Below are 12,233 nucleotides of genomic sequence, written 5' to 3'. Positions count from 1 at the left end.
TGCCCAGGAACTTCTCGAAACCTAGCCGCGGGGCGGCAAGCCCATGCGCCGCCGGGCACGGTGGATCGAGCCGTTGCGCACCGCCCAGCGCAACAGCGGCGCGCTGTGGCGTACCGCCGTGCGGATCAGCTGGCGGCGCGGGGCGGCCAGGTGAAAGCCGAGCAGTTGGCTGGCCCAGTCGGGCAACAGTTCGATGCCGGCCTGCAGCATCAGGCTGCCGAAGGGTCGGGTCAGGGTGCTGGGCGCCGGGGCGTCGAGCAGGGCGTCGAGCACTTCCCGACAGCGCCAGTCGCAGCGCAGCTCCGCCTGCATGGCGCGGAAGTAGTCGGTCACCTGCTGGCGCGAGCGTGGGATGTCGCGGGCACCGAGCAATTCGCCGACCAGGGCGATTTCGGCGTAGTAGCGGTCCTGGTCGGCGCCGCTCAGCCGGGGGTTGCGGTAACGCAGGTGTGACTGCAGGAAGCTGTACACCTCGGCCACGTGCACCCAGGTGAGCAGGTGCGGGTCATTGGCCGAATAGGGGCGGCCATCCGGCGCGATGCCGCTGACCCGGTCATGGATGGTGCGCACCCGGGCGATCAGTCGTTCGGCGTCGGCGCGGCTGGCGAAGGTGGTGCCGGCGATGAACTGGCCGGTGCGGCGCAGGCGACCGAGCATGTCCTCGCGGAAATTGGAGTGTTCCCAGACCCCCGCCAGGGCCAGCGGATGGAGCATCTGGATCATCAGCGCAGAGATGCCGCCGATCAGCATGGAGGTGAAGTCGCTGTGCACTTGCCAGCACACCGATTGCGGGCCGAACAGGCCGGGGTCGCCCTTGGGCTGTTCCATGTCCACGCCGGACAGGGTCAGCCCGCTCAGGCTGAGCACATGGCGTTCGATGCGCTGGCGCAGGAATTCCATCGTGGTTGCCTCAGGCCTTGGGGCCGGGTGGATCCCGGCCCTTTCGGGGTCCGCAGTCGGCCGTGCCTGCCGCTAGCCGCGATGGCGGCCGCGGAAGAAGTCGATCAGGCCGCGGGTCGAGCCGTCCTCGTCACTGGCCGGACGCTGACCGGTGAGGCTGTCGTAGACGTTGCGGCCCAGTTCCTTGCCAAGTTCCACGCCCCACTGGTCGAAGGCGTTGATGCCCCAGATGGCGCTCTGCACGAACACCTTGTGTTCGTAGAGCGCCACCAGGGCGCCCAGCCGGCGCGGGTCGATGTGCTCGATCACCAGCGTGTTGCTGGGGCGATTGCCGGGAATCACCTTGTGCGGCGCCAGGCGCTGCACTTCGCTCTCGGAAATACCCTTGGCACGCAGTTCCGCCTCGGCTTCCGCGCGGGTCTTGCCGAGCATCAGGGCCTGGCTCTGCGACAGGCAGTTGGCGTACAGCCACTGGTGATGGTCACGCAGCGGGTTGTAGCTGACCACCGGGACGATGAAATCGGCGGGAATCAGCTGGGTGCCCTGGTGCAGCAACTGGTGGTAGGCGTGCTGGCCGTTGCAGCCGACCCCGCCCCAGACCACCGCGCCGGTGTCGCAGGGCACCGGGCGCCCATCCTGCAGCACGCTCTTGCCGTTGGACTCCATGTCCAGTTGCTGCAGGTGCTTCACGAAGTTGCGCAGGTAATGATCGTAGGGCAGGAACGCGTGGCTGTGGGCGCCCCAGAAGTTCTGGTACCAGACGCCGAGCATGGCCAGCAGCACCGGCATGTTGCGCTCGAAGGGCGCCTCGCGCAGGTGGCGGTCCATGCTGTAGGCGCCGGTGAGCAGCTCCTTGAAGTTGGCCATGCCGATGGCCAGCGCGGTGGGCAGGCCGATGGCCGACCACAGCGAGTAGCGCCCGCCGACCCAGTCCCACATGGGGAAGATGTTTTCTTCGCGGATGCCGAAGTCGATGGCCGCCTGGCGGTTGCTGGTCACGGCGATGAAGTGCCGGTACAGCTTGTCCTCGCAGCCGCCGCTGGCCAAGTACCACTCGCGGGCAGCGAGGGCGTTCTTCAGGGTTTCCAGGGTGCCGAACGACTTGCTGGAGACGATGAACAGGGTGGTCTCGGCATTCAGGCGCGCGGTCAGCTCGCGGAATTCGCTGCCGTCGATATTGGCCAGGTAATGGCAGCGCACGCCGCGCTGGCGGAATGGCAGCAGCGCCTCGGAGACCAGCTCGGGGCCCAGGTAGGAGCCGCCGATGCCGATGTTCACCACGTCGGTAATGCTCTTCTCGCTGTAACCGCGCCACAGGCTGCTGTGGATGCGCCCGACCAGGTCGGTCATCTGCTGCAGCACCCGATGCACTTCGGGCATCACGTCCTGGCCGTTGACCAGCACCTGGTCGCCAACCGGGCGACGCAGGGCGGTGTGCAGCGCCGGGCGGCCCTCGGAGGCGTTCACCGGCTTGCCGTCCAGCAGGGCCTCGATGGATTGCTGCAGGCCCGCTTCGCGGGCCAGGCGCATCAGCAGCTCGATGGTCTGCTCGTTGACCAGGTTCTTCGAGTAGTCGAGGAACAGCCCGCAGCTGTCCATGGAGAAGCTGGCGAAGCGCTGCGGATCCTCTGCAAACGCCTGGCGCAGGCTGAAGCTGCCCATGGCCTGGCGATGCTCGGCGAGCTGTTGCCAGGCGGGCAGGCGGGTCACGTCGTGCGGATTCTGGTAGTACGGCAGCATGGCGTCCGGTTCCTGGGGCGATGCCGCGAGGGCTGTGGCGCGGCGGGGCAAATCCTGCGCGCAAGCGCGCTACTGTCCTTGGAGCGAAAAAGGCCGTCGGGTTTCCCCAAGCCGACCGGTGGCGGGCCTCAGGCCAGCTGCACCGGGATGGCGTTACTGGTATGGCTCAGCGCGCCGTCGGCGCCGATATACAGCACGCGTGGCGTGTGGCCGTCCAGCTCGGCTTCGTCGTAATGAGCGTAGGCACAGATGATCAGGCGGTGACCGACGTCGGCCTTGTGGGCAGCGGCGCCGTTGACCGAGATGATGCGCGAGCCGGCCTCGCCACGAATGGCGTAGGTGGTGAAGCGCTCGCCGTTGTCGACGTTGTAGATCTGGATCTGCTCGTATTCGCGGATGCCGGACAGATCCAGCCAGTCGCCGTCGATGGCGCAGGAACCTTCGTAGTCGAGCACCGCGTGGGTGACGATGGCGCGGTGCAGTTTGGCCTTGAGCATGATGGCATGCATGGCGGGATGATCCTCCAGGGATGCGAGCGGCGGCCGAGTGTGCCTCACCCCCGGGGGGTGGGCAAGCCGCCGCGCAGGGTCAGAGCGTGACGCTCAGATTGTCGATCAGTCGGGTGCTGCCCAGGTGGGCGGCGGTCAGCAGCACGAGGCTGCGGTCGGCCGGTGTCGCCGGACGCAGGCTGAAGGCCTCGCGGATCTCCAGATAGTCCGGGCGGAAGCCGGCGGCCTGCTGCGCGCGCTGGGCTTCGGCGATCAGCGCGGCATGCTCCGTCTCGCCGGCGCGCAGGCGCTCGGCCAGCTGTTGCAGGCTGCGGTACAGCGCCGGCGCGGCGGCACGCTGGGCGGCATCCAGATAACCGTTGCGCGAGGACAGCGCCAGGCCGTCGGCGGCGCGCACGATGGGCGCGCCCTGGATCTCGATGGGCAGGTTGAGGTCGCGCACCATGCTGCGGATCACCGCCAGCTGCTGATAGTCCTTCTCGCCGAACACGGCCAGGTCCGGCTGCACCATGTTGAACAGCTTGCACACCACGGTGGCCACGCCTTCGAAATGCCCGGGACGGCTGGCGCCGCACAGGCCTTCGGACACGCCGGGCACCAGCACGCGGGTCTGGCCGTGCATGCCGTTGGGGTACATCTCGCTGACGGTCGGGGTGAACAGCAGGTTGCAGCCGGCGGCCGCCAGCTTGTCCTGATCCTCGGCCAGGGTGCGCGGGTAGCTGTCCAGGTCCTCGTTGGCGCCGAACTGCAGCGGATTGACGAAGATGCTGGCGACGATGAAGTCCGCGCTGCGGCGCGCCTGCTCGATCAGCGAGACATGGCCGGCGTGCAGGTTGCCCATGGTGGGCACCAGGGCGATGCGCTGGCCGGCGCGACGTGCCTGGGCGACGGCGTCGCGCAGGTGCTGGACGGAAGAGACGGTGTTCATGCGGTGAATTCGTGCTCGGGGGCAGGGAAGGTGACGGCCTTGACGGCCTGAACGTAAGCGGAGAGAGCGGCCGGGATGCTCGGCTGGCCCTCCAGGAAATTCTTCACGAACTTGGGCGTGCGACCGGTCAGCGACAGGCCGAGCATGTCGTGCAGCACCAGCACCTGGCCATCGGTGCCCGGGCCGGCGCCGATGCCGATCACCGGAATGGACACCGCCTGGGTGACTTCGGCAGCCAGGGCGCTGGGCACGCATTCGAGCAGCAGCATGGCCGCGCCAGCCTGTTCCAGGGAGATGGCGTCGGCGCGCAGCTGGCGCGCCTGGGCCTCGCTGCGGCCCTGCACCTTGTAACCGCCGAATACGTTGACCGCCTGCGGAGTCAGGCCCAGGTGGGCGCACACCGGAATGCCGCGATCGGCCAGCTGGCGGATCGATTCGGCCAGCCAGCCGGCGCCCTCCACCTTGATCATGTGCGCGCCGGCGCGCATCAGCTCGGCGCTGTTGAGCAGAGTCTGTTCCAGCGAGGCATTGGCCATGAACGGCAGGTCGGCAAGGATCATCGCTTCGCTGTTGCCGCGCTTCACGCAGGCGGTGTGGTAGGCCATGTCGGCCACCGTCACCGGCAGCGTGCTGTCATGGCCCTGCAGGACCATGCCGAGGGAATCGCCAATCAGCAGGATGTCGACACCGGCCGCGTTCGCCGCGGCGGCGAAGGTGGCGTCGTAGCAGGTCAGCATGGCGATCTTCTCGCCGTTCTGCTTGCGGCTTTGCAGCGTGGTCAGCGTGATGGGCATGGTGAATCCTCTTCGCGGAGCGGGTGACTCCGGTGTCAGCGCGGGCCGGCCGGCGCTGGGTGGCACTGCATGAAAGTGGAGGCTTCGTTGCCCGCCCTTTCGCTGGACTCTGCGCGGCCGTTACGGCCGTCGCCAGGTCATGGGGCGCTTATAGTCCAGATGGGTCCGGGCGAAGTCAATCGCGAATGTTACCGGCTGTTACCCCCCCGGTAACCGTTCCAGTCCGGTGTACGGGCAGGCGGCCAGCAGTTCGTTCAGTGCGCGCCCGTCGGGCAGGCGCAGGTCGGGGGCGATCTCGGCCAGCGGGTAGAGCACGAAGGCGCGGGCGTGCATATGGTAGTGCGGCACGGTCAGGCGTTCGCCGGACAGCTGCCGATCGCCGAACAGCAGGATGTCCAGGTCCAGGGTGCGCGGCCCCCAGCGTTCGGCCTTGCGCACGCGGCCCTGCTCACGTTCGATGGCCTGCAGCGCATCGAGTAGCGCCAGGGGGGCCAGCTCGGTGTCCAGGGCGGCCACGGCATTCACGAAGCGCGGCTGATCCGGCGGGCCGAGCGGGTCGCTGGCGTAGAAGGAGGAAACGGCGGCCAGCCGGCTGCCGGGCAGTTCGGCCAGCGCCCGCAGGGCGGCGTGCAGCTGCTCGACCGGCGTGGCGAGGTTGCTGCCCAGCGCGATGTAGGCGCGTTCCATTTCAGTCTTCGCCGCCGCCGCCCGTCTGGCTGGCGGGACGGCGCTTGCGCGGGCTGCGCCGGCGCTTGCGCGGCGCGGCACCGCCGTCGTCCTTGCTGAGGTCGCGGATCATCGCCCGGCGGGTGCTGTCATCCACGTCCTGGTAACGGGTCCACCAGTCGCCCAGGCCACCGGTCTGCTCGCCGGCGTCTTCACGCAGCAGCAGGAAATCGTAGCCGGCGCGAAAACGCGGGTTTTCCAGCAGCAGGTCGGCGCGCTTGCCCTGGCGGCGCGGCAGGCGTTCCTGCATGTCCCAGATCTCGCGGATCGGCAGGGTGAAGCGCTTGGGCACCGCGATGCGCCGGCACTGCTCGGCGATCAGCTCGTGGGCCGCTTCCTGCATGGCGGGAATCGGCGGCAGGCCACGCTCCTGCTGCTCCAGCACGCGGGCCGGCAGGGCCGGCCAGAGCAGCGCGGCGAGCAGGAACGCCGGGGTGACCGGCTTGCCGAGGCGGATGCGCTCGTCGGTGTTGATCAGCGCCTGGCGGATCAGTTTGCCGGTGTATTCGGGATTGGCCTTCAGGGCCTGGGCGGTGGCCGGGAACAGCGGCGCGAACAGGTCGTAGTGCAGCAGCAGTTCGAAGGTGCGTTCGGCGCGGCCGGCCAGGAACAGCTTGAGCACTTCCTCGAACAGGCGCGCGGCGGGAATGTCGCGCAGCAGCGGCGCCAGCTCGCGGATGGGCGCGGCGCTGTGTTTTTCGATGTCGAAGTCCAGCTTGGCGGCGAAGCGCACCGCGCGCAGCATGCGCACCGGGTCTTCCAGGTAGCGCTGGCGCGGGTCGCCGATCAGGCGCACCAGGCGGTTGCGGATGTCCGGCACGCCGTGGGTGTAGTCCAGGATGCGCTCGGTGACCGGATCGTAGTAGAGCGCATTGATGGTGAAGTCGCGACGCTGGGCGTCGTCCTCCAGCGTGCCGTAAACGTTGTCGCGCAGGATGCGCCCGCTTTCGTGGTGCGCCGCGCGGTTGCTGTCCTCTTCGCTGTCATCGGCGCCATGGCCGGCACGGAAGGTGGCCACTTCGATGATCTCGCGACCGAAATGCACGTGCACCAGGCGAAAACGTCGACCGATGACCCGGGCATTGCGGAACTCGGCGCGTACCTGCTCGGGGGTGGCGCTGGTGGCCACGTCAAAATCCTTCGGCGGCAGATCGAGCAGCAGGTCGCGCACGCAGCCACCTACGGCATAGGCCTGGTAGCCGGCCTTCTGCAACCGCTCCACCACCATCACCGCGTTGCGGCTGATGCTGGAACGGTTCACGGAATGCTGGCGGTTGCCCAGCACCTGGGGCGTGCTGCGCGGATGCGCGGTGCGACGCAAGGGGAATCGGAAAGACTGGAACAGCTTCTTCAGCATGGGCGCTACTGTGTCGGAAGGAAGTAAGCAGCAGGGACGGGGACGTGATCGTGGCCGTCGGGACCTGCCGGACATGCGATGGGCGGGAATTCTAGCACCGGGGTAGGGAAATCGGGAAACGCAAGGTTTTCGCCAATGGAAAAGGGGAGCCGAAGCTCCCCCTGAAGTGCGTGTTGCTGTTGTTGTTATTGTTTCGGCTGTTGGTGTTGTTATCGCCGAAGCGTAGGCCGGGCCGAAGCCCGCATACGCACCCCCAGTCGGGGGCCAATAGCGAACGGATTACTTTGGTCGCTGACGCGGTCCTGATCGTTGATCCGTTCATGCGCTTCGCTGCATCACAGGCAGTCTTGTTGTTCGCACGAACCTGGGGAGTCATCCCCACAGACCGTTCCTCTCCAAAATGATCGGTTTGCTGCGTCTCCGCCTTTTTATGGTTGTTATGCAGGAGCCGTTGCGTGTTGTTCTTGTTATGGGTTTTTCTGGTTTTTGTTGTTGTTGTGCCAGAGATAAAGCAGGAGTTGTGCCAGAAATATAAAACGCTTTGTTTTCAATGACTTCTGAGAATTCGCTGGTCCGATGTGCGCCCCGAGATCACCGGTTTCGTTACCGTCGGAACCCGGATGCGTTACCGGGGGCTGGTGCCGGTAACACTCAGGAGCCGCTGCCCACGCCGGCGCGACGGCGCGGAATGCCCAGGCGCTGGCGCCGTTCCCACAGGCACTTGCGGCTGATGCCCAGCTTGCGGGCCAGCTCGGTTTCGGTCATGTGGTCCTGATGCTCGAGGACGAAATGCTGGAAATAGTCCTCCAGCGAGAGGTCCTCGGTGGGCTCGTTGCGCGGTTGCGGCGACAGCATCGAGCTGTCGGGGAAGTCCTCGTCGCCGGCGTCCAGGCCGTCCAGCTCCAGATCGATGCCCAGCAGCTCGGCGGGGATCTTCTCGCTCTCGCAGAGAATCACCGCCCGCTCGATGGCGTTTTCCAGCTCGCGCACGTTGCCGGGCCAGGCGTACTGGACGATCACCTGGCGGGCGTCCTCGGCGAAGTGCATTGGTGCCCGGCCCATGCGCGCGCACTGGCGGACCAGCAGGGTATCGGCCAGTTCGCTGACGTCGTTGCCGCGCTCGCGCAGTGGCGGCAGCTTCAGGGAAATCACGTGCAGACGGTAGTAGAGGTCTTCGCGGAACTGGCCCAGCTTGGCCAGGCTCTTCAGGTCGCGGTGCGTGGCGGCGATCAGGCGCACGTCGACCTTCTGCGACTGCACCGAGCCAACCCGGCGGATCTCGCCTTCCTGCAGCACGCGCAGCAGGCGCGCCTGGGCGTCCAGCGGCAGTTCGCCGATCTCGTCGAGGAACAGGGTGCCGCCGTCGGCGGCTTCCACCAGGCCGGTGCGGCTGGCGCTGGCGCCGGTGAAGGCGCCCTTCTCGTGGCCGAACAGTTCCGATTCGATCAGGGTTTCCGGAATCGCCGCGCAGTTCACCGAAATCAGCGGGGCGCGGGCGCGGCGCGACAGGTTGTGCAGCGCGCGGGCCACCAGCTCCTTGCCGGTGCCGGACTCGCCCTGGATCAGCACGGTGGAATCGGTGGGCGCTACCTTGCGGATCTTGCCGAACAGGTCCTGCATGGCCGGACAGGAGCCGATGATGCCGAGATCGTTGGGGCTGGCCGGCTTCTCCTCGCGGGCTGGCGCCGCAGCCGGGCCGGCGGCGGGGCGCTCGCTGAGGATGCGCGAGACCGCCTGCAGCATCTCGTCGTGGTCGAACGGCTTGGCGATGTAGTCCACCGCGCCGAGCTTCATGGAGTCCACCGCCGAGCGCAGGCTGGCGTAGCTGGTCATGATCAGCACCGGCGTGCCTTCGGCCAGGCGGATCAGTTCGGTGCCGGGCGCGCCGGGCAGGCGCAGGTCGCTGATGATCAGGTCGAAGCCGGGAATGGCGTAGCGTTCCTGGGCCTCCTGCACGGAACCGGCTTCGCTCACCTCGTACTGGTTGCGCTCGAGCAGCCGGCGCAGGGCGGAGCGGATGATGGTTTCGTCTTCGACGATGAGAATGTGGGGCATGGAGCGGTGTTCTCCTCGACGGTTCAGAACGGGACGTTGATGGGCGTGACGTGACGCGGCAGGGTCACCCGGAAGCGGGTGCCGCGCTGGCGTTCCGGGTCTGCCGGACTGTCGATGGCGATGTGGCCATGATGCTCTTCCACGATCGAATAGACCAGCGCGAGCCCCAGGCCGGTGCCCTTGCCGGGATCCTTGGTGGTGAAGAACGGTTCGAACAGCCGGTCCATGGCGCCCTTGGGGATGCCGCTGCCTTCGTCCTCCACGCTCAGCACCACGCGCTGTTCATCCGCCTCGCTGCTCACCCGGATGGTGCCCCCCGGCTGCGAGGCGTCGCGGGCGTTGGACAGCAGGTTGATCAGCACCTGGGCCAGACGCTGCGGATCGCCTTCCGCGCAGTGCTGCGGATCGCACAGGTTGAGGAAGCGCACCTCGGTACCGGAGCGATTGAGCTGCAGCAGGCCGATGGCGTCCCGGGTGATGTCGGCCAGGCAGACCCGTTCGCTGCCGGACTGGCGCGCGCCGGCGTGGGCGAAGTTCATCAGCGATTGCACGATGCGCGACACCCGCTTGGTCTGCTCGATGATCTGCGCGCTGCTTTCGGTGACTTCCGCGTCGCCGCTACGCTCCTCGCGCAGGTTCTGCGCCAGGCAGGCGATGCCGGTGATCGGGTTGCCGATCTCGTGGGCCACGCCGGCGGCCAGGCGGCCGATGCTGGCCAGGCGCTCGGCGTGCACCAGCTTGTCTTCCAGCGCGCGGGTGGCGGTCTGGTCCTCGATCAGCAGCACCAGGCCGGTGTTGCCGGGGGTCAGCGGTTCCTCGATGGCGGCCTTGTGCAGGTTCAGCCAGCGCACTTCGCCGTCCAGCAGCAGGCGGTGCTTGTGCACGTGCTCATCGGGGGCGGCGATGAAGTCCATCAGCAGGCGGCGCCAGGGTTCGTCGATGGCTGACAGCCGTTCGCCGAGCACGCGCTCGGCAGGGATGCCGGTCAGCCCTTCCAGGCAGTGGTTCCACATGAGGATCTCGTGATCCTTGGCCAGCGAGCAGACCCCCACCGGCAGATCCTGCAGGGTCTGGCGGTGGTAGCGGCGCAGACTGTCCAGCTCGGCGGCAAGGCCGGTGAGGCGCGAGCGGTAGTCTTCCAGGCGGCTTTCGATGAAGTGGATGTCCTCGGACACATAGGCTTCGTTGCCCTTCTTGTAGGGCAGGAAGGTGGAGACGATGTCCTGGGCGAAGCTGGGGCCCATCAGGCCGGAGAGGTTGGCCTCGATCTGGTCGCGCAGCCGGCGCAGGGCGTAGGGGCGGCGTTCGTCGAACGGCAGTTTCAGCTCATTGAGGGCGCGCTCCACCTCGCGCTGCGCGGTCTTCGCGCCCAGCGGCTTGCTCAGCTGCGAGGCGAAGTCCTGAGGCGAGGTGGCGATCAGCTCGCGGCGCGGCTGGCGGCGCACGTTGCCCACCGCGCAGGCCTCGGCGGCGGCGCGCTCGCGCGGATTCGGCTCGGTGAACAGCGACACCAGCGCGAACAGCAGCACATTGGCGGTCAGCGAGGTGATCGCCGCCAGGTGCCAGCTGCTGTCATCCAGCACATAGATGACGTCGAAGGCCGGCAGGTAGACCCCGGGGACGTTGCCCACCAGCGGCAGCAACATGGTCAGCGACCAGATGGCGAAGCCGGCCAGCAGGCCGGCGATCAGGCCGCGGCGGTTGGCGCTCGGCCAGTAGAGCACCGCCAGCACGCCGGGCAGGAACTGCAGGGTGGCGACGAAGGACACGATGCCCAGCGCGGACAGGTCGCGCTCGGCGCCCAGCAGCAGGTAGAAACCGTAGCCGGCGAGGATGATGGCGATGATCAGGCTGCGACGTGTCCATTTCAGCCAGGCGTAGATGTTGCTCTCGCCGCTGGGCTGGAACACCGGCAGCACCAGGTGATTCAGCGCCATGCCGGACAATGCCAGGGTGGCGACGATGATCAGGCCGCTGGACGCCGACAGCCCGCCGATGTAGGCCAGCAGGGTCAGCGCCGGATGGTCCAGCGCCAGGCCCACGCCAAGGGTGAAGAATTCCGGATGGGTGCCGGCGCCGAGCTTCAGGCCGGCCCAGAGGATCAGCGGCACCGGCAGGCTGATCAGCAGCAGGTACAGCGGCAGGCCCCAGCTGGCGGTGGCCAGGTTGCGTGGGCGCAGGTTCTCGGTGAAGGTCATGTGGTACATGTGCGGCATGACGATCGCCGAGGCGAAGAACACCAGCAGCAGGGTGCGCCACGGGCCTTCCTGCAGCGGCGTATGCAGGGTGGCGAGGGCTTCCTGGTTGTCCTGCAGCCAGTCCTCCAGACCCTGGGGGCCGTCGAACACCCGGTACAGGGCATACAGGCCGATGCCGGCCAGGGCGCCGAGCTTGACCACCGACTCGAAGGCCATGGCGAACACCAGCCCCTCGTGCTTCTCGCGGGTGGCGATGTGGCGGGCGCCGAACAGGATGGTGAACAGGATGATCAGCGCGCAGTAGCTGAGCGCCACCCGGGCGTGCGGCGGTTCGCGGGTGAGGATGCCGATGGCGTCGGTGACCGCCTGGATCTGCAGGGCCAGCAGCGGCAGGATGCCGATCAGCATGAACAGGGTGGTCAGGCCGCCGGCCCAGCTGCTGCGAAAGCGGAAGGCGAACAGGTCGGCCAGCGAGGACAGCTGGTAGGTGCGGGTGATGCGCAGGATCGGCTGCAGCAGCACGGGCGCCAGCAGGAAGGCGCCGCTTACCCCCAGGTAGCAGGCGAGGAAGCCGTAACCGTACTGGTAGGCCAGGCCCACCGAGCTGTAGAAGGCCCAGGCGCTGGCGAATACGCCCAGCGACAGGGTGTAGGTCAGTGGGTGGCGCACCAGGCGGCGCGGAATGACGCCGCGCTCGCTCAGCCAGGCGACGCCGAACAGGGCAAGCAGGTAGAGGGCGCTGAGCAGCAGCAGCTGGCTGAGGTTAAAGCTCATCGGCATCACGGTTGCTCAGCAGCAGGAAGGTCACGACGATGAGGATCAGCCACAGCAGGTACGGCCGGTACCAGACGCCGCCGGGCTGGATCCACCCGTCCATGATGGCCGGGGAGAACAGGTAGATGCCCACCACCAGGAGCAGGACCAGTCGATAGATGTACATGGCGTGGGCGGGCTTCGCGGGTTGCGGTCGTCGGGCCACACGTTATAAGCGATGGGCGCCAGGCTGCAAGCCGCAGGCTGCGGAGT

General features: G+C 67.5%; 10 protein-coding genes. All 10 read right to left on the bottom strand.

Going from position 1 to position 12,233, the window contains the following annotated elements:
- Nucleotides 1-21 precede the first annotated feature (21 nt).
- The gene (locus tag VL129_RS02315; RefSeq protein ID WP_325409652.1) at nucleotides 22-900 is read right to left on the bottom strand and encodes an oxygenase MpaB family protein; all 879 of its coding nucleotides are present in this window, start codon (nucleotides 898-900) and stop codon (nucleotides 22-24) included.
- 72 nt (nucleotides 901-972) lie between these two features.
- On the bottom strand, nucleotides 973-2,637 hold the full coding sequence (pgi, locus tag VL129_RS02310) for a glucose-6-phosphate isomerase (protein WP_325409694.1): 1,665 nt from the start codon (nucleotides 2,635-2,637) through the stop codon (nucleotides 973-975).
- Nucleotides 2,638-2,768: 131 nt separating this feature from the next.
- Nucleotides 2,769-3,149 carry an aspartate 1-decarboxylase gene (panD, locus tag VL129_RS02305; protein ID WP_027588971.1) on the bottom strand — a complete coding sequence of 127 codons (381 nt, stop codon included), beginning with the start codon at nucleotides 3,147-3,149 and terminating at the stop codon, nucleotides 2,769-2,771.
- A 79-nt stretch (nucleotides 3,150-3,228) separates the two neighbouring features.
- Complete coding sequence (gene panC, locus VL129_RS02300) at nucleotides 3,229-4,077, bottom strand: pantoate--beta-alanine ligase (protein ID WP_325409648.1); 849 nt, start codon at nucleotides 4,075-4,077, stop codon at nucleotides 3,229-3,231.
- Nucleotides 4,074-4,871: a 3-methyl-2-oxobutanoate hydroxymethyltransferase gene (gene panB / locus VL129_RS02295; RefSeq protein WP_325409645.1), complete on the bottom strand. Its 798-nt coding sequence runs from the start codon at nucleotides 4,869-4,871 to the stop codon at nucleotides 4,074-4,076. The genes panC and panB overlap by 4 nt, the downstream gene beginning before the upstream one ends.
- 198 nt (nucleotides 4,872-5,069) lie before the next feature.
- Nucleotides 5,070-5,558 carry a 2-amino-4-hydroxy-6-hydroxymethyldihydropteridine diphosphokinase gene (gene folK / locus VL129_RS02290; protein ID WP_325409643.1) on the bottom strand — a complete coding sequence of 163 codons (489 nt, stop codon included), beginning with the start codon at nucleotides 5,556-5,558 and terminating at the stop codon, nucleotides 5,070-5,072.
- 1 nt (nucleotide 5,559) lies between these two features.
- Nucleotides 5,560-6,954: a polynucleotide adenylyltransferase PcnB gene (locus tag VL129_RS02285; protein WP_325409641.1), complete on the bottom strand. Its 1,395-nt coding sequence runs from the start codon at nucleotides 6,952-6,954 to the stop codon at nucleotides 5,560-5,562.
- A 651-nt stretch (nucleotides 6,955-7,605) separates the two neighbouring features.
- Nucleotides 7,606-9,009, bottom strand: coding sequence for a sigma-54-dependent transcriptional regulator (locus VL129_RS02280; protein WP_325409639.1), 1,404 nt, complete (start codon nucleotides 9,007-9,009; stop codon nucleotides 7,606-7,608).
- 23 nt (nucleotides 9,010-9,032) lie between these two features.
- On the bottom strand, nucleotides 9,033-11,987 hold the full coding sequence (locus tag VL129_RS02275; protein WP_325409637.1) for a sensor histidine kinase: 2,955 nt from the start codon (nucleotides 11,985-11,987) through the stop codon (nucleotides 9,033-9,035).
- On the bottom strand, nucleotides 11,971-12,147 hold the full coding sequence (locus VL129_RS02270; RefSeq protein WP_325409635.1) for a hypothetical protein: 177 nt from the start codon (nucleotides 12,145-12,147) through the stop codon (nucleotides 11,971-11,973). Before VL129_RS02270 ends, VL129_RS02275 begins: the two co-directional genes overlap by 17 nt.
- Between the last annotated feature and the right edge of the window lie 86 nt (nucleotides 12,148-12,233).

This window comes from Pseudomonas sp. (assembly GCF_035497915.1).
GTDB lineage: Bacteria > Pseudomonadota > Gammaproteobacteria > Pseudomonadales > Pseudomonadaceae > Serpens.
This window is presented reverse-complemented; position numbering and strand designations above follow the sequence as displayed.